This window comes from Bacillus sp. Brlt_9, assembly GCF_051948935.1.
Classification (GTDB): Bacteria; Bacillota; Bacilli; order Bacillales; family Bacillaceae_G; genus Bacillus_A.
Genome location: NZ_JAYJLO010000002.1, coordinates 203,812 through 230,008, shown reverse-complemented (window position 1 = coordinate 230,008; position 26,197 = coordinate 203,812). Strand labels below are relative to the sequence as shown.

At 37.2% G+C, this 26,197-nt stretch carries 29 protein-coding genes and 1 other annotated feature; of the genes, 8 read left to right on the top strand and 21 right to left on the bottom strand.

The annotated features are described in order from the left end of the window. Positions 1–167 precede the first annotated feature (167 nt). Positions 168–830: a YitT family protein gene (locus tag VF726_RS07420; protein WP_087957177.1), complete on the top strand. Its 663-nt coding sequence runs from the start codon at positions 168–170 to the stop codon at positions 828–830. 31 nt (positions 831–861) lie between these two features. Here the strand turns inward: VF726_RS07420 and VF726_RS07415 are convergent, their stop codons facing one another. Further along, the gene (locus tag VF726_RS07415; protein WP_166703015.1) at positions 862–1,695 is read right to left on the bottom strand and encodes an EcsC family protein; all 834 of its coding nucleotides are present in this window, start codon (positions 1,693–1,695) and stop codon (positions 862–864) included. Positions 1,696–1,832: 137 nt separating this feature from the next. Between VF726_RS07415 and VF726_RS07410 the strand changes: the two genes are divergently transcribed. Next, a complete protein-coding gene (locus VF726_RS07410) occupies positions 1,833–2,468 on the top strand; it encodes a DUF1796 family putative cysteine peptidase (protein ID WP_440167091.1) in 636 nt (211 codons plus the stop codon). A 71-nt stretch (positions 2,469–2,539) separates the two neighbouring features. Then, positions 2,540–2,974 carry an NUDIX hydrolase gene (locus tag VF726_RS07405; RefSeq protein ID WP_440167089.1) on the top strand — a complete coding sequence of 145 codons (435 nt, stop codon included), beginning with the start codon at positions 2,540–2,542 and terminating at the stop codon, positions 2,972–2,974. A gap of 28 nt (positions 2,975–3,002) precedes the next feature. On the opposite strand, the gene ackA is transcribed toward VF726_RS07405, so the two are convergent. The 5 genes from ackA to VF726_RS07380 form a co-directional block, all read right to left on the bottom strand. Then, positions 3,003–4,196, bottom strand: a complete 1,194-nt coding sequence (gene ackA / locus VF726_RS07400) for an acetate kinase (protein WP_440167087.1) — start codon at positions 4,194–4,196, stop codon at positions 3,003–3,005. 299 nt (positions 4,197–4,495) lie between these two features. Beyond that, the gene (locus VF726_RS07395; RefSeq protein ID WP_440167085.1) at positions 4,496–5,482 is read right to left on the bottom strand and encodes a class I SAM-dependent methyltransferase; all 987 of its coding nucleotides are present in this window, start codon (positions 5,480–5,482) and stop codon (positions 4,496–4,498) included. 199 nt (positions 5,483–5,681) lie between these two features. Beyond that, positions 5,682–6,182 carry a thiol peroxidase gene (gene tpx / locus VF726_RS07390; RefSeq protein ID WP_000024529.1) on the bottom strand — a complete coding sequence of 167 codons (501 nt, stop codon included), beginning with the start codon at positions 6,180–6,182 and terminating at the stop codon, positions 5,682–5,684. Between the two features lie 134 nt (positions 6,183–6,316). Beyond that, the gene (gene ytfJ / locus VF726_RS07385; RefSeq protein ID WP_000350001.1) at positions 6,317–6,709 is read right to left on the bottom strand and encodes a GerW family sporulation protein; all 393 of its coding nucleotides are present in this window, start codon (positions 6,707–6,709) and stop codon (positions 6,317–6,319) included. A 12-nt stretch (positions 6,710–6,721) separates the two neighbouring features. Further along, positions 6,722–7,360: a DUF2953 domain-containing protein gene (locus tag VF726_RS07380; RefSeq protein WP_440167082.1), complete on the bottom strand. Its 639-nt coding sequence runs from the start codon at positions 7,358–7,360 to the stop codon at positions 6,722–6,724. 193 nt (positions 7,361–7,553) lie between these two features. Between VF726_RS07380 and VF726_RS07375 the strand changes: the two genes are divergently transcribed. Then, complete coding sequence (locus tag VF726_RS07375; RefSeq protein ID WP_166703019.1) at positions 7,554–8,357, top strand: NAD kinase; 804 nt, start codon at positions 7,554–7,556, stop codon at positions 8,355–8,357. Between the two features lie 119 nt (positions 8,358–8,476). Here the strand turns inward: VF726_RS07375 and VF726_RS07370 are convergent, their stop codons facing one another. From VF726_RS07370 to VF726_RS07335, 8 genes are all read right to left on the bottom strand, one after another. Continuing rightward, positions 8,477–10,045, bottom strand: coding sequence for an amidohydrolase (locus VF726_RS07370; protein WP_061401644.1), 1,569 nt, complete (start codon positions 10,043–10,045; stop codon positions 8,477–8,479). An 88-nt stretch (positions 10,046–10,133) separates the two neighbouring features. Continuing rightward, the gene (locus VF726_RS07365; RefSeq protein WP_440167079.1) at positions 10,134–10,565 is read right to left on the bottom strand and encodes a VOC family protein; all 432 of its coding nucleotides are present in this window, start codon (positions 10,563–10,565) and stop codon (positions 10,134–10,136) included. 103 nt (positions 10,566–10,668) lie between these two features. Then, positions 10,669–12,255, bottom strand: coding sequence for an acyl-CoA synthetase MbcS (gene mbcS / locus VF726_RS07360; RefSeq protein WP_440167077.1), 1,587 nt, complete (start codon positions 12,253–12,255; stop codon positions 10,669–10,671). A gap of 176 nt (positions 12,256–12,431) precedes the next feature. After that, positions 12,432–12,629 (bottom strand): alpha/beta-type small acid-soluble spore protein, encoded by a 198-nt coding sequence (locus tag VF726_RS07355; RefSeq protein WP_000124489.1) that lies wholly within the window; start codon positions 12,627–12,629, stop codon positions 12,432–12,434. 80 nt (positions 12,630–12,709) lie between these two features. Then, positions 12,710–13,924: a tRNA uracil 4-sulfurtransferase ThiI gene (gene thiI, locus VF726_RS07350; RefSeq protein ID WP_048531737.1), complete on the bottom strand. Its 1,215-nt coding sequence runs from the start codon at positions 13,922–13,924 to the stop codon at positions 12,710–12,712. A gap of 6 nt (positions 13,925–13,930) precedes the next feature. Further along, on the bottom strand, positions 13,931–15,073 hold the full coding sequence (locus tag VF726_RS07345) for a cysteine desulfurase family protein (RefSeq protein ID WP_440167074.1): 1,143 nt from the start codon (positions 15,071–15,073) through the stop codon (positions 13,931–13,933). A gap of 168 nt (positions 15,074–15,241) precedes the next feature. Next, on the bottom strand, positions 15,242–16,954 hold the full coding sequence (gene ezrA / locus VF726_RS07340; RefSeq protein ID WP_440167072.1) for a septation ring formation regulator EzrA: 1,713 nt from the start codon (positions 16,952–16,954) through the stop codon (positions 15,242–15,244). Between the two features lie 207 nt (positions 16,955–17,161). After that, positions 17,162–18,004 (bottom strand): LysR family transcriptional regulator, encoded by an 843-nt coding sequence (locus VF726_RS07335; RefSeq protein ID WP_440167070.1) that lies wholly within the window; start codon positions 18,002–18,004, stop codon positions 17,162–17,164. A 124-nt stretch (positions 18,005–18,128) separates the two neighbouring features. Here VF726_RS07335 and VF726_RS07330 point away from each other — a divergent pair, with 124 nt between their 5' ends. Beyond that, a complete protein-coding gene (locus VF726_RS07330; RefSeq protein ID WP_440167068.1) occupies positions 18,129–19,073 on the top strand; it encodes a DMT family transporter in 945 nt (314 codons plus the stop codon). A gap of 11 nt (positions 19,074–19,084) precedes the next feature. On the opposite strand, the gene refZ is transcribed toward VF726_RS07330, so the two are convergent. Beyond that, the gene (refZ, locus tag VF726_RS07325; RefSeq protein WP_440167066.1) at positions 19,085–19,723 is read right to left on the bottom strand and encodes a forespore capture DNA-binding protein RefZ; all 639 of its coding nucleotides are present in this window, start codon (positions 19,721–19,723) and stop codon (positions 19,085–19,087) included. Positions 19,724–19,869: 146 nt separating this feature from the next. Here refZ and VF726_RS07320 point away from each other — a divergent pair, with 146 nt between their 5' ends. Continuing rightward, on the top strand, positions 19,870–20,349 hold the full coding sequence (locus VF726_RS07320) for a GAF domain-containing protein (RefSeq protein WP_440167064.1): 480 nt from the start codon (positions 19,870–19,872) through the stop codon (positions 20,347–20,349). Positions 20,350–20,410: 61 nt separating this feature from the next. Here the strand turns inward: VF726_RS07320 and megL are convergent, their stop codons facing one another. Continuing rightward, positions 20,411–21,589, bottom strand: coding sequence for a methionine gamma-lyase (megL, locus tag VF726_RS07315; protein ID WP_440167062.1), 1,179 nt, complete (start codon positions 21,587–21,589; stop codon positions 20,411–20,413). A gap of 400 nt (positions 21,590–21,989) precedes the next feature. Here megL and rpsD point away from each other — a divergent pair, with 400 nt between their 5' ends. Continuing rightward, positions 21,990–22,592 (top strand): 30S ribosomal protein S4, encoded by a 603-nt coding sequence (rpsD, locus tag VF726_RS07310; RefSeq protein ID WP_001970982.1) that lies wholly within the window; start codon positions 21,990–21,992, stop codon positions 22,590–22,592. Between the two features lie 53 nt (positions 22,593–22,645). Here rpsD and VF726_RS07305 read toward each other — a convergent pair whose 3' ends face one another. Next, positions 22,646–22,774, bottom strand: a complete 129-nt coding sequence (locus VF726_RS07305; RefSeq protein WP_000050944.1) for a hypothetical protein — start codon at positions 22,772–22,774, stop codon at positions 22,646–22,648. Between the two features lie 150 nt (positions 22,775–22,924). On the opposite strand from VF726_RS07305, the gene VF726_RS07300 reads away from it, so the two are divergent. Further along, positions 22,925–23,227 carry a YjdJ family protein gene (locus tag VF726_RS07300; RefSeq protein ID WP_440167059.1) on the top strand — a complete coding sequence of 101 codons (303 nt, stop codon included), beginning with the start codon at positions 22,925–22,927 and terminating at the stop codon, positions 23,225–23,227. Between the two features lie 78 nt (positions 23,228–23,305). Here VF726_RS07300 and tyrS read toward each other — a convergent pair whose 3' ends face one another. From tyrS to VF726_RS07280, 4 genes are all read right to left on the bottom strand, one after another. Beyond that, positions 23,306–24,562: a tyrosine--tRNA ligase gene (gene tyrS / locus VF726_RS07295; RefSeq protein WP_440167057.1), complete on the bottom strand. Its 1,257-nt coding sequence runs from the start codon at positions 24,560–24,562 to the stop codon at positions 23,306–23,308. A 70-nt stretch (positions 24,563–24,632) separates the two neighbouring features. Then, positions 24,633–24,861 (bottom strand) — a binding site (T-box leader). A gap of 77 nt (positions 24,862–24,938) precedes the next feature. Next, the gene (locus VF726_RS07290) at positions 24,939–25,184 is read right to left on the bottom strand and encodes a hypothetical protein (protein ID WP_440167055.1); all 246 of its coding nucleotides are present in this window, start codon (positions 25,182–25,184) and stop codon (positions 24,939–24,941) included. After that, positions 25,165–25,710 (bottom strand): RNA polymerase sigma factor, encoded by a 546-nt coding sequence (locus VF726_RS07285; RefSeq protein ID WP_440167053.1) that lies wholly within the window; start codon positions 25,708–25,710, stop codon positions 25,165–25,167. The genes VF726_RS07290 and VF726_RS07285 overlap by 20 nt, the downstream gene beginning before the upstream one ends. After that, positions 25,691–26,146, bottom strand: coding sequence for a hypothetical protein (locus tag VF726_RS07280; protein ID WP_064474569.1), 456 nt, complete (start codon positions 26,144–26,146; stop codon positions 25,691–25,693). Before VF726_RS07280 ends, VF726_RS07285 begins: the two co-directional genes overlap by 20 nt. Between the last annotated feature and the right edge of the window lie 51 nt (positions 26,147–26,197).

Genomic DNA, 26,197 nt, shown 5'->3' with positions numbered 1-26,197 from the left:
ACTAAAACGAAGGTAGGGAGAATTGATGGACGAGAGGATTATTCGTTATTTCTTCAGCGACATATAGCGTAGTTAGTTTTTTTCGTAAACTAACTGAAGCTACATGTGAGCTCGTAGTTAGTTTACAACACAAAAAGGACTACTAACTACGGAAAGAAGGAATAACGATGAGGAACATCCAAAGTCGACAAATTATTAAAGAAATTTTTATGGTTTTAATCGGTTCATTTATTTTAGCAGCAGCGCTATATCACATTCACTTTCAAAACCACTTAACAGAAGGTGGCTTTGTAGGTATCGCACTATTCATCCAAAATTTTTATGATATTTCACCATCTATTTCAACTGTAATGATGGATATCCCAATTATTTTACTATGTGCTTCATTTTTAGGTAGAAAAATGGTTGGCTATTCATTCCTAGGTTCGATTTCATTCGGAGTATTTTATTCTCTTATGGAAAATTATTCTCCATTTACGGTCGATTTATCAAACAATTTATTTATAGCTGCAGTAGTTGGCGGTGCATTAGCTGGTATTGGACTCGGTTTTATATTGCGATTTGGCGGTGCAACCGGCGGAGACGACATTTTAACAATTGTGTTAAGTAAACGAACTCGTTTTACAATTGGGCAAATTTTCTTCGTCTTTGACGCGATTGTTCTTGCGCTTTCATTATATTATTTAAATTGGACAGAAATTGCTTTTACTATTCTTTCAATTGCTGTACAGGCAAAAACATTGGATTTAATTTATTATCCAAAAACAGAAAAAGCAGAAGAAAAGCAACCAGTATCTATTCCAATGTCCAAAAAGCATGCAACAAATTAAAAAGCGAAAGGCTTCGGCCTCTCGCTTTTTTTTACGCTCTTTTTTCCTTCTCAACTATGTGGCGCACTTGATAAAATCTATTTGCAAATTCAGTAACGTTTCTCGTTAAACGATAATTTACAGTAGACCCGATTGCCATTCCAATAACCGGAATTCCTTGGAACAATTTGCGACGAAGAGCATAAATCGAAAATGTTTTTAAAATTTGTTTTAACACAACTTCAGTAGAAGCTGGTTGTAACACCGCTTCGTCTCCTTCATAGAAGAACGAATCCTCTTGCTCTAGTTCTTGTAGTAAATTGTACCATGCGTATTGCTGAAGTCTTCCTGGTAGTAAGGACGCATGAAAGACCTTTAATGCAAGCATCATTTCATAAGGCTTGTTCACATCATGCCCAAATGATGTGGCAATAAGTTGGACAGCCTTCACATTTAACGCAATCATAACCGGAAAATCAGCTGTTAATAATAATAAACCTCCAGCACCCGTTGCTCCGCCTTGTACGAATGAATATAAACGATGTCGTGCTGTTTGCTGCTCTGCTATGTATGTTAATTGATCAATAGATAATTCTTTTAAGTCCTCTAGTTGCTCAATCGATTCATCAAATAATCTCGACGTTCCTAAAATACGATTACGCGCATCTAATTGTGATTGTGAACTTTGAATGAGTGCATGCAAATGAAAGAGCCATCCATCTGCTTTCGTAAAGAAATCTTTTCGTTTTTTCTCAGGTAATTTCGCAATTGTAGTATGTACCCATTTATCAAACATTTTTTGAAAATCTGTCGCTTCTTGCTCAACCAATTGCGATTCCCATTCTTTTATATTGTCTAAAATGGCTTGTTCTCGCTTCGATCGCATCGTAACAACCACCTCGTTCGATTTTTTTCTATTGTAACATATTTCTGCTTATTCTTTGCATATATGCTTGTCTATCTTTATTCACATACCATTTTTTCATGACATAAAATATTAACAAAAAGGATGAGATGAGTCACATGAATCTATCCGATATAAAAAAAGAATATAATGCAGTATTCAGCTTAGGACAAAACTGCTGGCCTGCTTGGGCTTTATATCAATTCGAATTATCACCATTTTTTGGTGTTATCGATTTTATGCTAAGCCCTTCATTAGAAAAAGTGAATGTATTATTACAAAATCGATTTGACCGTTTTTTACATTTCGAAAACCTATCTTTCATCTCATTTTGGGATGATGATGCGAAATTAAGACTAAGGGACACCCTCTATGAAATCGACTCTTGTCACGACTTTAAAACAGATGTAAACACACCAGCTTCTTGGCCTTCTTATACAGAGATTAAGTTAAACTATGAGCATCGAATTCATCGTTTTCTAACAACAATTGAAACGGCACAATCCACATTGTTTATTCGAACTGGAGGAACATATGAAGAAGCACAATCTCTGGAACAAATTTTATCTCAAATAGTCAAACATAATTTTTCTGTCCTATTACTCATTCCTGCAGATGTACCAACTGTTGTAGAAGAAGATTGGGGATTACAAAATATTTGCGCTATAAAATGCCCTATTATGGATGTATTTCAATACAATGAAGCATTTTGGAGTGACTTATTTGATGGAATTACAATTAGACCACATTCTTAAATACACGACCCCTTTTATTGCAAAACACATTATAATCATCCTTATACAAAAGAAATAAGGAGTAGTTGTATATGTATCCACGTGCAAAAGCCTTTGGCATTGCTACACATTACGGTCGTCTTCTCGTACAAGAATATCATACAGCCGATGAAACATATTACCGACCTCTTGGCGGTTCAATTGAACTTGGTGAAAGATCAGCAGATACCGTTATTCGAGAATTTACCGAAGAACTTCATACAGAAATAGAAGTTACCGATTATTTAGGGTGCTTAGAGAATATTTTTTATTCGGGTGAGGAAATTGGTCATGAAATCATTCAACTATATTCTTTGCGTTTATTAGACACATCTCTTTATGAAATGGAAAAAGTGAAGATACAAGATGAGCAAACAGTATCGTATGCGAAATGGATTCCCATTACAACATTCATTCAGAAGAAAAAAGTACTATATCCAGATGGAGTTTTAAACTTTATACAAAAGAAAAAAGACGAAATCCTATAGGATCTCGTCTTTCTTTTCATATAGTATATTAACCAATATCTCCAAGACGTAGTACGTCACGAGCGATCATAACTTCTTCGTCAGTTGGAATTACGATAATTTTTACTGGAGAGTGTGGGAAGCTGATAAATGCTTCTTCACCAAATACGTTATTACGTTTTACGTCGAAGTATACGCCCATGTACTCAAGGCCTTCTAATACGCGCTCACGAATAATTGCACTGTTTTCCCCTACACCAGCTGTGAAGATGATTGCGTCTACACCTTTCATACGAGCAGTGTAAGAACCGATGTATTTGTGGATACGGCTTACGAATACATCAAGTGCTACTTTCGCACGGTGGTCGCCTTCTTCTTCTTTCGCAATGATGTCACGTAGGTCACTAGAGTAACCAGTAAGACCTAACATACCACTCTTCTTGTTTAATACGTTAACTACTTCTTCTACTGTTTGGCCTGTTTTTTCCATGATGTATGGAATTAACGCAGGGTCAAGGTTACCAGAACGTGTACCCATTGTTACACCAGCAAGTGGAGTGAAGCCCATAGAAGTATCGATAGATTTACCGCCTTCTACTGCTGCGATACTTGCACCGTTACCTAAGTGACAAGAAAGTAAGCTTAAGCTTTCAAGTGGACGACCTAATAGTTCAGCCGCACGCTCAGTTACGTATTTATGAGAAGTTCCGTGGAAACCGTATTTACGGATGCCGAATTTTTCATAGTACTCATATGGTAAGCTGTATAGGAATGCAGATTCCGGCATTGTTTGGTGGAATGCTGTATCGAATACTGCTACTGCTGGTACGTTTGGTAATACTTCTTGGAATGCTTTAATACCAACAACGTTTGCTGGGTTATGAAGTGGTGCTAAATCGCTTAATTCTTCGATATCAGCTAATACTTCAGCAGTAATTAAAACAGAGTCAGCAAATTTTTCGCCGCCGTGAACAACACGGTGACCGATACCGCCAATCTCGTCTAGAGATTTAACGATTCCGTTTTCAGTTAATTTTTTAAGAAGCATATTAACTGCTACTGCGTGATCTGGAATGTTTGTAATTTCTTTTTGTTTTTCGCCATCTACAGTAATAGTGAAGATACTATCTTCTAAACCGATACGTTCTACTAAACCTTTTGTTAATACTGTTTCACTTGGCATTTCAAATAATTGGAATTTTAAGGAAGAGCTTCCTGCGTTAATCGCGATGATTTTTGACATCTAGTCTTTCGCCCCTTTTTCTCTTGGTAGTTGTGTGGATCTGTCCACAAACCGCTCGATTTTATCTGATCAAATTTACTACATATGAAAACGTTTCATCATTAGCAAATTTTATACTCACGATTTTAATTTAAACATCGTCCGACATATATTTCAAGTGAAAAAATTGTAACACCAAGAAAAAATATATATTACAGATTTCAAAAAAATTCAGTTTAATCTAGTATATATTTAAAAATATGACATATCATATAAAACTGTACTACATGAATTACTAATCCTGTTACATATACCTATCCTTATTTATGCGTTGCAAACCAAGTATTTAATTGGTCCATAATGTCCTCCATCGCCTTCATGTTGGAGAATTTAGGTAACTCCACTAATAACGCCTGTTTTGGCATCGTTACACTAGGACCTTTCTTTTGGAGAACAAATATACTTTTTGCATTTTTCTCGTTTTTAAACATGGAAACAGGTAGCTGTAATAACCCCTGAATAAAGCACGTTTCTTTAATAAATGCATGTAATTTAGGTGCTTGATCACTTTCAAAAATGAAGTTCGGTACTAAGAAGAATAAGTAGCCACCTTCTTTCGTATGTTTCACACTTTGTTCAATAAATAGGTGGTGGGCATACGACATTCCTTCATCTGCTTTTAACTTATATTCGCTTGCACCAATTTCATTTGGATAGTAACCAATCGGTAAATCTGAAACGACTGCATCAACCGGATCGATATAAAGTGGTGCTAGTCCATCTTGATGGAAGAATTCGATTGCATGCTTTTGTAAATTCGCATTTACTAAAGCAAGCTTAATTAGCACTTCATCCACTTCTACACCAAACCCACTCATTGTTAGTCCTTCTTTGGCGCTATTAAACACTGTAGTCATTAAGTTACCTGTTCCAATTGCAGGGTCTAACACAGTAATTTCTGCTTTACCTTGCATAAATTTATGGAATAAATAGCTCATGAACATGCCAACTGCATCAGGCGTCATTTCGTGATTCGCTTGTACGCCTTCTTTCATTCCTTTTAAGATGGCTAACTGAAATGCTTTACGAATTTCTTCACCTTTATATGTTTCTTCATTAAACGTACTATATTCACGATTCAGCCTTTCAATTGCTGATTCTGATAATTCCTCTTGTAAAATCGCTCCTTCAAACAAGTTATCACCTGTTTCTACAAGCGCCTCTAAATATGTTACATCTAATTCTTTACGTAAAACTACCGCAGAAGAATCAAAAATAGAAAATAATGTTTCTACTGTCTGACTCACGTACATTCCTCCTTCTCTCTTTTACACATAACTTATATCATACCACAAAGTGTTTTTTTCCAAAAAGAAAAAGCGACCTCCTACAAAGAGCTCCCCTTTAAGTTATATATGATATAACGTTTTTTCTCATATATCGGTACCTTTACGAAGCAATATATGAGAAAAAACGACCTCTTTATAAGAGGTCATTTTCTTCACATTACTTCGCAGATTTTGCTGCTTCTAATGCTGCTTCATAGTTTGGATGGCTTGTACCTTCGCTTACGTATTCTACGTAAACTACTTTGTCGTTGCTATCTACTACGAATACTGCACGAGCAAGTAAACGAAGTTCTTTCATTACTAAGCCATAAGCTTCACCGAATGAAAGGTCGCGGTGGTCAGAAAGTGTAACAACATTTTCTAAACCGTTTGCTGCACACCAGCGTTTTTGAGCGAATGGTAAATCAGCGCTAATTGTTAATACTTTCGCGTTTTCAATACCTGCTGCATCTTGGTTAAAACGACGTGTTTGTGCATCACATACACCTGTGTCGATTGAAGGTACAACACTAATTAATTTTACTTCGCCTTTGTATGTTTCTAAACTTACTGGAGATAAGTCGTTTGCTAATACTTGGAAGTTTGGCGCTTGATCGCCAACTTTAACTTCTGTTCCAACTAAAGTCATTGGATTACCTTTAAAAGTTACGTTTGCCACTTGAAAATCCTCCCTTATTTAAACAAAATATGTACAATGTAAATGATAGTTTGTCCCTATCGATAATGCAAATAAAATCGCTTTATTTACAAAAAAATTAAAGAAGCTAATCTATTGATCAGCTTCTTTATCCGTTAAATTTGAAATTCAGGATCGTCTTCTTTTCGTTTATCCATCATTTCCTTCACTTTATCAACAGCTTGTGGCGCTAATTCAATTATTTTATCGATGACATGTGTTTGCTTATCTAAATGCAACACTTTTACACCTTCGCCATTTATAACAAGAAAAGCAACAGGATTAATAGAAACTCCTCCACCACTTCCCCCGCCAAATGGATGACGGCCTGCCTGTTCTTTACCAAATTCACTTCCACCAGCGGCGAATCCGAAACTAACTTTCGAAACGGTAAGAATTACACTTCCATCTGCCGCTTTAATTGGGTCACCAACAATTGTATTTACATCAGTCATTTGTTTCAAATGCTGCATTGCGGTTGTCATTAAACCTTGAATTGGATGGTCCATTCTATATCCCCCCTATGCTTGAACAGATTTTTCTGTCACATCAGATTTTTGCTTTCTCATAAACATGAGCAATTTCACTGCTGTTTTTACAGTGCGGAATATACGAAAAGATGCTGTTAACTCACATCTTGACGCAAATCCTTTCCCTTGAAAAACAGGGGTAATTTCAAATTCTGGTACATCGACAATATGCATATATTGTCCTATGACTCCAGCAGCCATTCCTTTTGTCCCCCATGCATATCCAGTGACAATTCCAGTGCTAGCTGCATCACCTGCACCAATTTGCGTGTGCCATTTCCAACCATTGATTTTCACTCGTTTGAGAAAATCTTTAACAATAGTATGAACTTCTTGCAGCTTTTTTATCAGCTCCCCCATACTATCCAGTTGCGCTATAATTTTATTATCTAATCCGCCATCCTCTTCAGCTTTCTTGATCTTTTGTCCCGTCTTTTTCTGTTGCTTTTCAATTCTTTCCAACACATCGAATGTATATCGAATCATCCATATTTTCACTTGAAACAAACATTGCTTTTCCATTTCTGAATATAAAAATGTCACTTTAAGCTTTATTTTCGACAATAGTATAAGCAAAATAAAAAGGAGAAGAATTATTATTCCAATTACGAACCACTTCATACGTATCATCCTTTCACTCCGTACCCATTATCGACAAGTTTATTCATCATTAAACAGAATCTCATAAGATTGAATATAAAAATTTTTCTAAAAATAAAAAGGTATTTTGACATTTTATATCGAAATATATTATTTGAACATATCTTCAAGAAGGTATGTAGCACGAAGAACAGCAAATTTAACTGCAGTGGAGGGATACATAATGGCAGATCGTCGCAATTTATTTTTCTTTTATGGTGATGACAAAGCAACGCTCGTTGAAAAAATGAAACCAATCTATCGTATTTTAGAAGAGAATGGATTTACCATATTAGATCATCCAAAAAATGCAAACGCTATCGTCAGTGTTGGAGATGATGCAACTTTCTTACAAGCCGTTCGTAAAACTGGTTTTAGAGAAGATTGCTTATACGCAGGGATTTCTACGAAAGATGAAACTTCTTTCTACTGCGATTTCCATATTGATCACGTTGATACAGCCCTTCAAGAAATTACAAAAAATGAAATTGAAGTGCGAAAATATCCAACAATTCAGGTAGATGTAGATCACGGTACATCTTTCCATTGTTTAAATGAGTTCTCATTACGTTCTAGCATCATTAAAACATTCGTTGTAGATGTTCACGTTGATGATCTATATTTCGAAACATTTAGAGGGGACGGTTTAGTCGTTTCTACTCCAACAGGAAGTACAGCTTATAATAAATCATTACATGGTGCGGTTGTTGACCCGCTTATCCCATGCTTCCAAGTAAGCGAATTAGCATCATTAAATAACAACACATACCGTACGCTCGGTTCACCATTTATCTTAAATCATAAGCGTACATTAACTTTAAAACTAAGACCAGACGGTAACGACTATCCTGTTATCGGTATGGATAATGAAGCGCTTAGCATTAAACAAGTGGAAAAAGCTGTTGTACGCTTAAGCGATAAACAAATTAAAACAGTTAAATTAAAAAACAATTCCTTCTGGGAAAAAGTACAGAGAACGTTTTTATAGTATTTAAAAACCGTCGCATTATGGAGATTCCATAATGCGACAGTTTTCTATTTGTAGACAGTTCCGCTTATTATTCGGCCGCTATTCTTGTTAGTTTTTGTCGGTCAATCGACATATTTTCACGCTTCTTTTTTATAAACAATCTTCCCATCAATAACGGTCATCTCTGCTTGTACTTCTTTTATTTCTTCTGCCTCTATTTCAAAAATATTGCGGTCTAATATCGTAAAGTCTGCTTCATATCCTTTTGTAATTTGCCCTCGCTTCGCTTCTTTTCCAATTGCATAGGCACTTCCTGTTGTAAATAGATTAACAGCGTCATATGCCGTTAATCTTTCCTCAGGCATATAACATACACCGTCAATAAAACTTCTACGTGTAACAGCGCTATATATGCCTAGAAACGGATTCACTTGCTCAATCGGAGCATCTGATCCCCCGTTACAGTGTAATCCTGCCTCCAGTAACGTCTTCCAAGCATACGCATAACGAAGACGTTGCTCGCCTAGTTTTTCAATGACTGATGGAAAATCCGATGAAACAAAGACTGGTTGTATATCAATAATGGCTTGTAAGTTTTTCATTCTTTCAATCAACTCTTCACGAGCTAGCTGACAATGAATAATGCGGTCACGTAATCCTTCTGCTGGCGGATACAATTCAAGTGCATCAATGACATATTCAAGCGATAAGTCACCGATAGTATGAATCGCAACTGGCATATGTAAATCTCGTGCTTTCTTCACTAATTCCGCAAGTTCTTCACGTGAGAAAATCGCAACCCCATTCGTTTCCTTCGCATCTTCATACGGTTCACTTAATAATGCGGTTCTTCCGCCAAAAGAACCGTCAGAAAAAATTTTCATTGCCCCAAATTCAATATAATGCTCATTTTCATATTCCTTTCGTTCATGTGCTACTTCATGGTGAACGAGTAAATGTGCTTTAAATGGCATTTCCTTTATGACATGAGAAAACGCATTATGCGTCTTTCTAAAACCACCGTAATAATTTAAATCTTCCGTATGTCCACCAACGAGTCCGTATTGCCAACAATCTTTAATCGCTGTTTGCAAAGCGCTTTGTAAATAAGCTTCATCAATTTCAGGCTGCACATGTTTAATTAACTCTTGTCCTTGTTCATATAAAAGCCCTGTTAACATATTTGATGAATCACGGCCAATTTTCCCGCCTTTTGGATCTTCTGCCTTTTCTGTTATATTCGCTTCTTGCAGTATGTATGAATTCACCCATGTAACGTGACGACAAACTCTCTTTAATAAAATGGGATGTTCTTTCGAAATTTCATCTAAATCACGCGCGTGAACATCTTTCGTATCTGTAAAGTTATTCTCATTCCAGCCTTCTCCAATAATCCAAGAACCTTTTGGGGCTTTTTCTACGCGCTTCTGAACGAGAGTAAGCACTTCGCTATATGATGTGCAATTTGATAAATCTAGACGAAGTAATCTCTCCCCGTGACCAATAAGATGCATATGGCTATCAACGAGACCTGGAATCATTGTTTTGCCTTCTAAATTATGCAATGTAACCGCAGCATATCGGCTTTCTAACTCTTCTTTACTTCCAACATCAACAATCATACCGTTTTCAACGTAAACGGCGTCCACTTTTTCATTTTCTTCTCTCATCGTGTAAATGGTGCCGCCATACCAAATTTCTCCCATATACTCATCCCCCTTTTCCCTTTAGTCTACGAAATTCGTTCGTATAAAAAAAGCACCATTTCGATTAAAAACGGTGCTTTTCCAAAAATTATTTTTGTTCAGTAGTAGACGTTGTAACTTGCCATTCAATGCTAAATTTATCTTTTAGTTGTCCGTATGCTGGGCTCCAGAACGTTTCTTGAAGAGGCATAATAACTTCGCCACCTTCTTGTAACTTACTGAATACTTCTTTCGCTTTTTCCGCGTTACTAATTTGAATTGCAATTGTTACTTGAGATCCAATTGCATGCCCTTGACCTGGGAATGTATCAGAAATCATAAGATCCGTATTCCCAACTTTTAAAGTAGCGTGTAAAACGCGCTCTTTCGCTTCAGCTGGAACCGGGTATTCTGGATTTTCAGGCATATCACCAAAAGTTTGCATGACTTCTACTTTTGCATCTAACGCCTCTTTATAAAACTGTACAGCTTCTTGCCCACTGCCATCTAAAACTAAGTACGGATTAATACCTAAAATCATACGGACACCTCATTTTTTTAATTTATAAAATCGAACTTACGTTCGTTTTTATGATATCATCGTTTTGCATCTCATTCAACTATTTACTTCACTATTTTCAAAATTATTTTGAAGGAATCTCCATCTCTTGTTTTCTAAGTTCAATACGGCGAATTTTTCCGGAAATCGTTTTTGGTAGTTCATCTACAAATTCAATTTTGCGAGGATATTTATATGGTGCAGTGAGTTCTTTGACGTGTTGTTGGAGTGCTGGAATTAATGTTTCTTCGTTCTTGTCTATATTCTCTCTTAATACGATAAATGCCTTCACGACACTTCCGCGAATTTCATCCGGACTTGCAACAACCGCACATTCTCTTACGTAAGGATGTTTTACAAGTGCATCTTCTACTTCAAACGGTCCGATTGTATAACCAGAGCTAATAATGATATCATCACCGCGCCCTTCAAACCAGAAATAGCCGTCTTCATCTTTCTTCGCTTTATCACCTGTAATATAATAATCACCGCGGAATTGCATCGCTGTGCGCTCATCGTCTTTATAGTATTGTTTAAAGAGGGCTGGTGTTTCCATGTGGACGGCAATATCACCAACTTCTCCTACCTGCACGGGAATCCCTTCCTCATTTACGATATCAACATGGTTGCCTGGCGTCGGTTTCCCCATTGATCCTGGTCTAATGTCCATCCCTTTCATTGTCCCCACAAGTAATGTGTTTTCCGTTTGTCCATAGCCATCTCTTACTGTAATATCGAAATACTTTTGGAACGTTTCAATGACTTCTCTATTTAACGGCTCACCCGCGGATACAGCGCTATGTAACGCTTCTAGGTTGTAAGTATTTAAGTTTTCTACCTTAGCCATTAATCTATACTCAGTCGGCGTACAACAAAGCACGTTCACTTTATTATCGTCTAATAAATTTAAATACGTTTTCGGTTCAAATTTACCGTGGTATACAAATCCTGTCGCTCCTGATCCGAGAGTTGCTAAAAACGGGCTCCAAATCCACTTTTGCCAGCCTGGACTAGCCGTTGCCCATACAACATCATTCTCTTCAATACCGAGCCAATTTGGAGCGCTCGTACGTAAATGAGCGTACGCCCACGCATGCGTATGAACAACACCTTTTGGATTTCCTGTCGTCCCTGACGTATAAGATAAAAAGACCATATCTTCTTTATCTGTCTTCGCCATTTCTAACAGGTCACTTTCTGTTTCTAACGCTGTTTTTAAATTAATCCATCCATTCACTGACTGCTCGCTCAGAACGAATTTTTGAAGAGATTCCATCGCTTCTATATCATCAAACTGTCCAATGTATGGCTCATAACTTACGATTGCTTTTACTTCCCCGTGCCCAATACGATATTCGATATCCTTTTTGCGTAACATTTCCGAACTCGGAATTACGACAAATCCTGCTTTAATTGCAGCGATATACGTCATGTACGCTTCAATTAAACGCGGCATCATAATGAGAAGCTTGTCCCCTTTTTGCAGACCACTCTTTATAAAAGCGTTTCCAATTTTATTCGCACCTTGCATAAGCTCAGCGTATGTAACTTCTCGTCTATTCCCTTTATCATCTTGCCAAATTAAAGCAAGCTTCTCTTTATCCCCTGTATATTTCTCTATTTCAGAAACTAAATTATAAGACGGCGGTGCCAACAATTCTTCTCTCTTCATAAACATCCTCCTTTTTTCTTTATGCCTCCCTTATATAATAAAGAATTTTCTGTCTATTTTGAACCCTCTTCTTTTGACAAATTTTTTATATCTATGTCGAAATAATCGTATAACGATGCAAACGACAAAAAGAAAGAGCGGGAGAACCCGCTCTTTCTAAGCCATCATATATGGGATTATTTTTGGTAACCGCCTAATTGTTGCTCAGCTAGTGAAACTAGACGTTTAGTAATTTCGCCACCAACAGAACCGTTAGCGCGAGCTGTTGCATCCGCTCCAAGTTGAACACCAAACTCTTGAGCGATTTCGTATTTCATTTGGTCTAATGCTGATTCAGCACCAGGAACCGCTAATTTATTTGTGCTACGTGCCATGTTATATCACCTCCTTGTGAGTATAGAGTGTGATAAATAACATGACTTCATACACGTTTTAAATATGGTAATTTATGGTTTTAGAAAAGTTCTTCGAATTTTTCTTCTTCCGCCACTACTTCTACTGTTTGTAATACCATTGTTTCTTTGTTCGCTACAGCTTCATCGATTAATGGTGTGAAATCATATTTCGCTTCAAAACGATTTGCTTTTTCACGCTTCGGCTTCGTCGCTGGGCTTGCTGGTGTGAATACTGTACAGCAATCTTCGTACGGACGAATTGAAATATCATATGTGCCGATTTCTTCAGCAATTTTAATAATTTCTAATTTGTCCATCGTAATAAGTGGACGAATAACCGGATAGTTTGTTACCTCGTTAATTGTATGCATACTATCTAACGTTTGACTTGCTACTTGTCCAAGACTTTCACCAGTCGTGATTGCTAGTGCGTTACGCTCCTCTGCGATACGCTCTGTAATACGCATCATCATACGGCGCATAACTGTCATTGAATAGCTAGATGGAATTTCTTTATTGATCGTTTTTTGCACTTCTGTAAATGGAACAAGGTGAAGTGTTACACGTTTACAGTATTTCGTTAATTCTTGTGCTAAATCGATTACTTTTTGTTTTGCACGCTCACTTGTGAACGGTGGGCTATGGAAGTGAACTGCTTCCACAGATACGCCGCGTTTCATCGTTAAGTACGCTGCTACTGGGCTATCGATACCACCAGAAAGAAGTACCATTACTTTTCCGCCAACACCAACTGGTAAACCGCCAGCTCCCATACGCTCATCGCACATGATGTAACTATAACCACTGCGAATTTCTACACGTACATTTACATCTGGATTATGAACATCTACTGTAATATCTTCAGTATTTTCTAGAATGTGTCCACCAATCTCAGGTAATAATTCCATCGTTCTCATTGGGAAATGCTTATAAGAACGGTGTACAGTAATTTTAAATGTTTTCACATCGCCTTTTACTTGTAAGAAAGCTGCTAATGCACCTTTTTTAATATCTTCTAATTCTGACGGTACTTTCATCGCTAAGTTAAACTTATGAATACCGAATACATCTTTCAATCTTTCAGAAATCGCTTCATGATCTTCACCATTTAATTGGATGTACATACGGTCATGCGTTGCATCGATTTTAATATTTGGGAATTTTTTCAATTTGAATTTTACGTTATCTTTTAATGTGCTTACAAACTTAGAACGGTTCTTACCTTTAGTCGTCATTTCTCCATAACGAACTAAAATATATTCATATGTCATCATATTCCTTTACCTCATCACTTCATATAATTTTGGCATTGTTTCTTTCACAATACCTTCAAATTGTTTTACTTCTTCCATCGTGTTTTCTGGTGCCAAACTAATGCGAATCGCACTTGCAGCAGCGGCATGCGGTACTCCCATTGACACTAACACTCTGCTCACTTCATTTGCTTTTGAAGAACAAGCAGACTTCGTTGATACATATACACCGTGTTCTTCTAAAGCATGAACGACCACTTCTGGTTTTAAACCTACAAATGATACATTTAAAATGTGCGGTGCTGCGTATGCAAGCGACGTATTGATCGTTACGTCTTCCATCTCTTTAAAGAAACGGACAAGCTCTGTTTGTAAACTTTGCAAATGAGCTACCTTTTCTTTCACTTGTTCCATCGTCATACGAAGTGCTTTCACCATCGCTACAATGCCAGGTAAATTTTCTGTACCAGAGCGATACTTCAGCTCTTGTTGACCACCTGATAAAATTGGATCTAACCTTACGCCATCACGTACATAAAGAAGACCTGTCCCTTTTACACTGTGGAATTTATGTCCAGATATTGAGCAAAGATCAATATGAGAAGCATATAAATTAAGCGGTACTTTTCCTATCCCTTGTACATGGTCCACATGGAATCTTATTTTCGGATAATTCGATAATAACGTTCCAATTTCGGCAACAGGCTGAATTGCTCCAGTCTCGTTGTTTACGTGAATAATTGACACAAGAATCGTATCTTCACGAAGTGCTCGTTTTACATCCTCTACCGATACAATACCATGCTCATTAACCGGTAAATATGTTACATCAAAACCGAGATCTTCTAATTGTTTATATGCTTCAAACACAGACGCGTGTTCAATATTTGTTGTAATGATATGTTTACCGCGCGAACGATTCCTCATCGCTATCCCTTTAATCGCAAGGTTATTCCCTTCCGTTCCACCTGATGTGAAAATAATCTCAGAAGGTTTAACGTGAAGAAGCTGCGCTGCAATCGTTCTTGATTGTGTTAATAGACGCTCTGCCTCTCCTCCAAGCGAATGAATAGAAGAAGGATTCCCAAAATATTTCCCCGCAACCGTTACGTACGATTGAAGAGCTTCTGGATATGGCTTTGTCGTCGCACTATTATCAAAATAGATCATCGTTCTTCCCCTTTCAGCGCTGTCACATCATATAATCATATCACAAATACGTGTCATTACGCTAAGACTACTAAAAGGTTCCGTTATATTTTAAAACGAATAACCTTACTGTATTCCGCTATTCATTATAGCAACATCGCCTACAAATTTACACAAAAAAACAAACCCTTATGAAAGGGTTTGTTCATTGTCTACATATTCCGCTATTTTTTGAACAACGCCAGGCTCAAGTTGCTCTAGTATAGAAGCCGCTTGTTCTAAAGCTGCATCGTATTGATATTCACGGAATAATTTCTCCGCATAATTTAAGCTCTCTGCAAGGCTCTCATCATGACTACGGTAACGATTACCGTATTGAATTAATTTTTCAACTAAATACGCTTGTCCAATTAACTCTTCTGTCATTTCAGCTACACCATTAACAGTTTTGTATGCTTCTTCTAAACTGCTATTTACAGCGTTCATATTTAACGGCTTCACTTCTAACTGTTCATATACAGCTTGCATTGCCATTTGTCCTCTTTTTAAATCTTCCATAATGCTCTCTGGAAGACCTGGCAAATTCGACTTTTGCATAAAGCGTTTCGTTTCAAAAATAGTATTTCGCATTTCTTGTAACTTCTCACGTGCTTCAAATTCTTCTTTACGCATCGTTTGCAGCATTTCTTTATATTCTGCATGAAGTACTTTTAACGTTTCACATTGCTCATAAACCTCTTCTAGTTCCTCACGAATAATAGAGAAGGCAATATCTTGTTCAGCAACGCGTAATTGCAACATTTCAAAACGTTTCATTAAAATGTGCATTTGCTTTTCAATTACTTTTTGAGACTCAATGTCCTTATCTTGTAACTGATAACTTTGTTTCACAAGTTGTGTTTCTGCTTTTGTTTCAATCGTTTCATTACGAATTTCTTCTAAGTCTTCATAAACAGAAAGTGTTTTTTGCTCCACATAATGTCTCGCATGTACTTCTTGTTCCAGTTGATCGTAGAAGCCATCTAAGCGTGTTTTTAAGTTTTCTACTTTTTCAGCCGCTTCCGTTATATGAAGCTCCTGTATATCCATTAAACATGTTTGTAGTTGTGTCGTCATATCACGAACTTCTTTAGGGACTTCCAAATACTCTAATACATAACCTTGTCTTACCATATCATTATGTCCGTGCAATAAATCTTCCAACTGTACTGGTAACGTCGCTTGACACTCTACCAATAAATCTGGAATTTGGTGAATAATGATTTCTAAGCTTGCCAAACCTTCTTCTAAACTAATAACAATTTCTCTCGCTTTTAAATAGTCACCATTATCTGTTGCCTCTTCAAAGCTTTTAAATTTATTAGATTCAGCGTCTAGCATCTCTTCAATTTTCTGCTCTGCTGCTCCGTACATATGTCTATGAGCAAGAACACTCTTCTTCATACTACGATATGTATCACGTAACTCTTCAATTTCCGAGCTATTCTTTTCATGGCTTTCTAACAATTGCTGTAATTCATTTAAAATATCTGTAATACGATTATCAGCGTCATCTAAACCACTTATGGATTCATTCATCGCATGCTTTGCTTTTCGGAAGGAGAATTGCGAGGCGAATTTTCGCGCTTGCGCTAAATCTTTGTCAGCTTTCGGAAGGGTTGTTGATACAATTTCATCCCATTCTTCACGCCATTTACCAAACAGCTCTTCTGTTTGACCCGTCATATTTAAATCTTTTACCCGTTTTAGTTCATCTGCCACAGGTTTATCTTTTATCTCTTGTTTCCACTGCTCCAGTGCTTCAATATCTTTATATGAACGATTTCTTATCACAAGCTCTATCATGAGCAGCACTAGAATAGAGCTTACTACAATGATAACGATCGTCAGGATAGAATCCATGCAAAAAAGCCTCCTAGTTATATCTCTTTTTTTGTCCGTTCCGTTTATGAAATGGAAGGCATTATGTATAAAAAGGGAATTCCCCTATATTTAACAACTAACAATGTACTAATCATACCATGTAATGGCTTGTTTTTGACCTAGTTTTTTTTAAAATTTCATGTTTCTTTCAATGCAATTGTAATCTTTCTCAATATTCCGTTTGGATTACCTCTCATCATGAAATGAATGTAATAAAGGGCCTTCTTCCATATGAGATGCGAAATAAATTTTGCGCACAAGTGGTGGTTCAATAGAAATCGCATGCACATTTCCTTGCCTTACCGGTTGCCCTACTGACATTTCTGGAAGTAACGTGATACCAAGTCCAGCACCGACCATCGCAAGCATCGGTTCTGTATAAGAAGTTTCAAATGCAATGATCGGTTTCGCACCTATCCCATGAAACGTATTCGTAATCATTTTCCTTACATCACAAATTTCTGGATATACGATTAACTTTTCATTTTGTAAATCTTCCATTCGGATTACTGTTTTCTCTTTATAAAGATGATCATTTGAAACGACACAAACAATTTTTTCTTCTCGTATTTCTTTTATACACGCAGCGCCTTCTACTACTGAGTCGATGAACATTGCTTCAATCTTCCGTTCTTTAAAGAGCCCCATTAATACTTTCGTATGCTCAATTTTCCATTCTACTTCGAACCCTTCACCTAATACATCATTACATTTTGATATATAATGCGCTGCTAAACTTGGCAATATGCCTATAGAAATTTTCCGCTTCTCTTGAAATTCCTTCATTTCTGCTTTCACTTCATATATGTGTTCCAAAATCGGTAGCATTCTTTTTATAAATAACTCTCCTGCCTCTGTTAACTCCACTCCTTGCGAGGAACGCTTCAGTAAAGTAACCTCTAAATCCGCCTCTAACCTTTGAATTTGTTTGCTAAGCGCCGGTTGAGAAATATGTAAAATCTTACTCGCCTTCGATAAGCTTCGCGTATTCTTTACTTCAATAAACGATCGTACTGCCTCTAAATCCATCGTACACACCTCTAACAAAAAGTTATAACTGTCATAAAAAATCGATATTTCCTTCTATAAACCATTACTCTTTATACTTATTTCATCAACTTACTATAACGAAATGTAAAGGGGAAAGATACTCTTGGATAAAAAACAAACGCTACTCGGATCCCTCCTATGCCTACTTGCCGTAACAGCTTGGGGATTTATGTTTCCTGTCATGGCAAATGCCCTGCAGTTTATCGACCCGTTCTTCTTCACAACTATCCGGTACGGATCAGCAGCTATTATTTTTCTTATTTTGCTACTCATTTCTGAAGGAAAAACTTCACTCCGCTTAGAGAAAAGAACACTTTCTTTATTCTTTTACGGAACTGTCGGTTTCGCTGGATATGGTTTTCTCATTTTTTACGGTCAACAACTTGCCGGACCTGCTGGAGCCATCCATGCCGCGATGATTCAATCTCTTATGCCGCTCATCGCTTTACTATTGCAGTGGGTAACAAAAAACAAACGCCCACAAAGCTACACCTTCCTTTGTATGTTCGTTGCATTGCTCGGTGTTATGCTTGTCATTTCAAAGGGAAATATGCACTTATTATTTGGAGCTGCTAGTCACTTCTCAACAAATATACTTATGCTATGCGGCGTTACTTGCTGGGTCATTTACACGAACGGCGGTACTCGTTTTCAATCGTGGTCACCACTTAGGTACACGACGTTAACTTGTTTATTCGGCTCCATTTCACTAAGCGCTATTGTCACCTTCTTCACTTATACAAATATCGTTACTATGCCGTCACTTCGTACAATTATGAGCGTTCGTTTTGAACTCTTATATATGTCGATCATTGCAGGTGTCATTGCTGTATTTTGCTGGAACACAGGAAATCGCTATATTTCATCTATTAACGGCATATTATTTATGAATTTAGTTCCTGTACTTGCACTTATCGGTTCCATCTTTCGAGGTTATACAGTCGACAAAATCGAAATTGCCGGAGCTTCATTAACAATTATCGCGCTATTATGCAACAATGTTTGGCAAAGAAAAGAAAGCACAAAAATCCCCACCTTAGTTCGTTAGGTGGGGATTTTTCACATATGAACAGCTCTTGGCCATTCTTGATACATATTCGTTATACATAATGTTTGTTCCATCCATTGCTCAATTTCTTTCGTGTACATTTCTAAGAAAAATGTCTCAGATGGAAAAGAATGCAGCACCTCTGATATATATTGCGGATATAAGAACGGCATATTTATCATGCCTTTTAATTGCGTCATAAACATTGTAAAAGATACTTTCTTAAACTCTTGTTTCATTTGTCCCTGTCTAATTACTTGCTCTATATAATATCTTTCTTTAGAAAAATAAACGGTCATCACTTCGCGAATTAATGTCGTATCAAGCGACAGCTCTCGGTAAAAAAAACGTGTCAGTTCCCTATTATCAAATTGATATCGTAAAATTCTCCGCACCATTTGCACCATCACATCTTTAGCCGACAAATATTCTCTCTGTTCAAAGGACGTTTCAATCACATGAATATACCCTTCTAAAAAATCAGTAATAAGCTGCTCTAATAGGCCTTGCTTTCCAGCAAAATAATATGAAATATTCGCTACATTCACATCCGCTCGCTTTGCAATGTCTCGCACCGACGTTCCATCATAACCTTTCGTATTAAACAACGATATTGCCGCATCAATTACTTTTTGTTTTGTCTGTTTCATGCGCTCACTTCCTCTCACTGAACAGCTATAGTTTAAATTTCTTGACTTTTAAGACAAATTCCTTTAATTTTCTATCGACAAAGTCATGTGAAATACATCGTATTTTGCTAATTTTTTACACATCTCGATAAAAAGGAGCTGTTTCCATGTTTACTAAAGAAAGTTATGCAGGATCTCGTGAAGAACAATATGAGACAGTAATTAAACAACTGGATGCATTATTAACTGGCGAATTAAACGTAGTCGCAAACTTATCAAATGCGTCCGCATTATTAAACCAATTTTTAGACCGTGTGAATTGGGTTGGCTTTTACGTAACAGAAGGAAATCAGCTTGTTCTAGGACCATTCCAAGGAATGCCTGCTTGCGTGCGCATTCCATTTGGACGAGGCGTTTGCGGCGTTGCAGCTGAAACGAAAACAACACAGCTTGTAGCAGACGTTCACCAATTCCCGGGACATATCGCATGCGACAGTGCTTCAAATTCAGAAATCGTCGTACCAATCGTGAAAGAAGGAACTGTCATTGGTGTACTTGATATTGATAGTCCTGAAAAAAATCGATTCGACGAAGTAGATCAGCACTATTTAGAAAAGTTTGTGGAAACACTCCTAAAACATATGTAAAAGGAAAAGAGCTAGTTATCAATTGCGTACATCACGTACGAAACCGATAGCTAGCTCTTTTTTATTGATTACTAACAGTAGATATTTTCTTTAACGCTTGCTCTAAATCCGAAACGATATCCTCCCACGATTCTAAACCGACAGATAAACGTATTAAATTATCATAAATACCCATTTCTTGTCTTAGCTCAGCTGGAATCGCAGCGTGCGTCATCGTTGCTGGGTGCTGAATTAACGTTTCTGTATCCCCTAAACTTACGGCAATTGTAATAAAGTGAAGGTCATTAATAAACGCTTGCGTCTCTTCTTTTCCGCCTTTTACTGAAAAAGAAATCACACCGCCGCCTCGTTTCATTTGGTGAGATGCTAACTCTCCTTCTGGATACCAAACACCTTCTACCGCATCATGATTTTTCAGGAACGATACAATTTTTTCTGCATTATCACAATGGCGGTCCATTCTTACCGCTAGTGTCTTTAATCCGCGTAACAATAACCACGCATCAAACGGCGCCATAATACCACCGATATCTTTTCGCATCGGGCGAATTTTTTCAGCTAACGCTTTCGTTTTACAAATCGTTACACCCGCTACAACATCGCCATGACCGCCAATATATTTTGTCGCACTATGCACAACAGCGTCACAACCAAGCTCAAGCGGTCTTTGTAAATAAGGTGAACAAAACGTATTATCAACAACGACAAGTAAGCCATTTCGCTTCGCAACCCGAATAACTTGTTTTAAGTCGATTAATTTCATTGTTGGATTAATTGGTGTTTCAACGAAAATAACCTTTGTATTTGGACGGATTTTATTTTCGACATCAGCCTCTGTCTCCATCTCACAAAACGAATGCGTAATCATAAATTTCTCTTCTAACACTTCTAAAAAACCGTACGTGCACCCGTATAATCCATTTGAACAAATAATATGATCTCCAGCTTTTAGAAAGCCAATTAACGTTGCTGAAATAGCTGCCATTCCTGATCCGAAAGCAAGTGCTTCTTCCCCTCCTTCTAACACCGCCATACGTTCTTCAAATAATTTTACAGTTGGATTTCCAAGTCTTGAGTAAATATAAGACGGATCCACTCCCGCAAAACTCGCCTCCCCTTGCTGCGCAGTCTCAAATGTAAATGTAGACGTTTGAAATAAAGGCGGTGTTAAACTTCCTTTATGTTCCTCTGATGTATACCCGTGATGAATTAACGCTGTCTCCATATGCTTCTTTTTCATAAAAACATCCCCTTTTATGTTTTTACTGCCGCATATTCATCAACAAAAAATTAATGAACATTTTTTACTACATTTTATGTAAGCGTTTTATTTGTGTTTCTATCACTTCTTTTATCTCGTTTTAAATTCCTTCTTGTTCATTTCCAAAATTTATATGCATAAAACAAAAACGCACTTGCTTGACGAAACTCTGGGTAAAAGATATAATAGCGTTTGTGTAAAATAAAAAGGCAGCCTTGTAATGTGAGTTTATCGTTTGTATTTTGTTCCTCTACGGAGGTGTATCTCGTAACTCCCTGCTGCTGGAGCGAAGGTACATGAAAACAAAATGCCCGTAAATATCGATTACGTCTGTTTTTATTTTACGTAAATAAAAACATTTTTAAAGGAGGAGTCAACTATGGCTCGTTATACAGGTCCAGCTTGGAAACTGTCTCGTCGTCTTGGAATCTCTCTAAGCGGCACAGGAAAAGAATTAGAAAAACGCCCTTACGCACCAGGTCCTCACGGTCCTAACCAACGTAAGAAACTTTCAGAATACGGTTTACAATTACAAGAGAAACAAAAACTTCGTCACATGTACGGCATGACTGAGCGTCAATTCCGTCGCACATTTGACCAAGCAGGTAAAATGCCTGGTAAGCACGGCGAAAACTTCATGATCCTTCTTGAAGCTCGTCTTGACAACTTAGTTTACCGTATGGGCTTAGCTCGCACTCGTCGCGCAGCTCGCCAATTAGTAAACCACGGTCACATCATGGTTGATGGCGCTCGCGTAGATATCCCATCTTACCGTGTAAAACCTGGTCAAACAATCAGCGTTCGCGAAAAATCTAACAACCTTGTTGTTGTTAAAGAAGCGATCGAAGTTAACAACTTCGTACCAGAATACTTAACTTTCGATGCTGATAAATTAGAAGCTACTTACACTCGTCACGCTGAGCGTTCTGAGTTAGCAGCTGAAATCAACGAAGCATTAATCGTAGAGTTCTACTCTCGTTAATGACAAAAAGCCAATCCTGTGGATTGGCTTTTTTCGTTATATATAAAATAAAATTATTTATTTTCCTCTTTCTGAACATATACATAAGCATCTTTCTGCTCTTTATGTACATCAACCTTCGAATTCTCTGCAAGCTGACCCGCGTTTAGCAAAGAAAAAATAATGAGCGCTTCTAGTGACATTTTGTTTTACCACTCCTTTCTAGTTGTTATACATTTATCATACCGCTTACATGTGATTTCCGTATGAATTCGAAAAGGAGATTACAACAAAAAGGTTACAAGCATACGAATGCACGCTATAATAACCATAAAATAGGAGGTGGATTCTTTTTGACAATAAACCAAATGGTTCAGTTAGGTAGTGCATGTATGTTCTTTATTACTTCCGCGCTTATTAATTGGTATCAGGGGAGTAATTTAATAGATGATCCTGATGAATGGAAATATAGCGCTAAATTTACGAATTACTTTAAAGGCAGCGTTTCAAATTACGAAGATATTTATCAAATCGATTTCTTTATATATGCGGCAAAATTTTATCCAACAGCATTTGTCATTATGCTCATTAGCTTACTTTATATGCTCGTATTAATTCTTTATATTCTATTTACAAGAACTCGTAAGGTAATCTAAATTCATACATAAAAACCCCGAATCATAAACTTTTCAGCCTACAATCCGGGGTACTATTTGTTTTATATTCGTTTCTGATTAGTAACGAATTAAGAAATATTTCTTTTTACCGCGGCGAATGATTGTGAATTTACCTTCAATGCGGTCGTTTTCTGTTACAACGTAGTCTAACGCTTGTGTACGTTCACCGTTTACGTAGATTGCACCGTTCGTTACATCTTCACGTGCTTGACGTTTTGATGGAGAGATTTTGCTTTCTACAAGTAAGTCGATTAATACTGTATCTTCTGCAGTACGTTCTACAGATGGTACGTCTTTGAATCCTTGCTCGATTTCGCTTGCAGTCAGTTCTGCTACAGAACCGCTGAATAATGCAGCTGAAATTTTAATCGCTTGCTCTAATGCTTCTTCGCCGTGAACAAGTTTAGTCATTTCAGAACCTAAAGCTTTTTGTGCTGCACGTTTTTCTGGTGCTTCAGCTACTTGCTTTTCAAGCTCAATAATTTCTTCATGAGATAAGAATGTGAAGTATTTTAAGTATTTAACAACGTCGCGGTCATCTGTGTTAATCCAGAATTGGTAGAACTCGTAAGGAGTTGTTTTCTCTGGGTCTAACCAAATTGCGCCGCCTTCTGTTTTACCAAACTTCGTACCGTCAGATTTTGTAACTAGCGGAATTGTTAAACCGAATGCTTTCGCATCTTCTTCTGATTTACGGATTAATTCAAGACCAGCTGTAATGTTACCCCATTGGTCACTACCACCGATTTGCAAGCGGCAATTATGGTTTTGGTATAAGTTTAAGAAGTCGTATGATTGTAAAATCATGTAACTAAACTCAGTGAATGAAATACCAGTATCTAAACGAGATGCTACTGTATCTTTTGCTAACATATAGTTTAAACCGAAGTTTTTACCGATATCGCGTAAGAATGAAATGACATCTAAGTTACCAAGCCAGTCATAGTTGTTAGCCATTGTTGCTGGGTTGTCCACGTTTTCAAACTCTAAGAAGTTTGAAAGTTGGTTTTTAATGCTTTCTGTGTAGTAAGCAACTGTATCTTTCGTATTTAATGTACGTTCTGCTTTTTTACCACTTGGGTCACCGATCATACCAGTACCACCGCCAACAAGTGCGATTGGTTGGTGACCAGCTAATTGGAAACGACGTAACATTAATACTGGTAACATATGACCGATGTGTAAGCTATCCGCTGTCGGGTCGAAACCACAGTATAATTTAACGCTTTCTTTTTCTAATAATTGCTCAAGTCCCTCAGCATCTGTTTGCTGATTAATTAGACCGCGAAATTCAAGATCTTGTAAAATACCCATATCCTACATACTCTCCTTTAAGTTCATTACTGGCGTGAAGGTTGAAAACATAAAAAAATCGCCCCTTCAAATAAGGGACGATTTTGATTATCGCGTTACCACCCTAGTTGCAGGCCAAAAAAGCCTACCACCTTATTTACATAACGGCTTAGCACCGTCTTTTCCCTTTTGAATACAATTCAATCGAAAAAAGATGCTCTAGGGGCGTAATTCGCGATCATCTATGTGCTGATTTTCACCGGCCATCAGCTCTCTAAAACAGGGAAATGATCACTACTTCTCCCTTTCCACGCTCAATTATTCATATACTTTTCTTTATACCATCATTTATATAGGCGTGTCAAATAGAGGTAGGTGTTCTCTTCTTACCAATCCTTTACAACGCCATAAAGAGTATCGTAATAAGAGAAAGAATTGGAACTCCAACTAATAACGATACATGAAACACGACCGATAAATCATTTCCAATCGTCGCCTCCACAGGATCTTTCGCTGGAGAACCAAGAAATCTGATTAATCGGTCAAAGCGACTTACCGTTTTTGGAAATTCTGGTATTTCTACATGATCACTATCTAAATGCTGCTTTAATTTATATTCACTCTTAAAGGGATTTTCGCTCAATTTCATCCACCTCCAGCAATTGTTTCAATTTCTTTATTCCGTTATGAAGTCTCGATTTTACTGTTCCAATCGGAATGTTTAATATCTCTGCAATCTCTTTTTGCTGCATATCATGATAATAAGAAAGAATAAGGACAGCCCGCTGTTCTTCAGGAACTTTCAAAATTGCCGCTCTTACTGTGAGCCGATCTTCGTGAGAAAATTCTTTTTCCTGAATCGGCACTAAAAATGGCAAAAGCGTACGCCACTTTTTTCTTCTATTTAATTTGTTAATCATAAGACGATAACCAATTTGGAATAAATACGTTTTTATTTTTCCTTTTTCAGGTTCATACATATGTTTCTTTCGTTCTAGCATCAAAAACGTATCTTGCACAAGGTCGATACTTAATTGTTCATCTCGGTTAAATCGATACAAAAATGTATAGAGCGCTGGTTTGATTAAAACATATAGTTTTTCTCCCGCCTGTTTATCTCCACTTTGATACGCAAGCATGAGTTCCTCCTCAATCCCAATCTGCGCCATGATTTTTGATCTCCTTTATTCCTTTTAACGTTAATGAAATACGGGAAATTAAATAGCAACTTGCGACAATAATCCATACTTGTGATTGATTCGTAAAAAATTGAACATACGGGTTTTGAATTGTCTGTCCAGTTGAAACTAAAATATTTAATGCTTGCACACATATACATGCATACACTGCAAGACAAGCCGAAATCGTATCAAATACATTCCAGCGAAAATACACTTTTGTTTTTGTAAAATCAATTTTATATCCATTTTTCCGTACTATATGTTTTCTATCAAACGGAATAATGATTGAAAACATAACAATCATCATGACCCCAGCTGTAATCATTGATACTTTAAATCCGATTGGCATCGGTAATAGCAAACCACAAGAAAATACGACTATAATTCCAATTACAGCAAAAGTAAGAAGTAATTTATTAGACATAAAAAAGCCTCCCTCATCTATTCTTTCATAAATGTATACAGACGAGGAAGG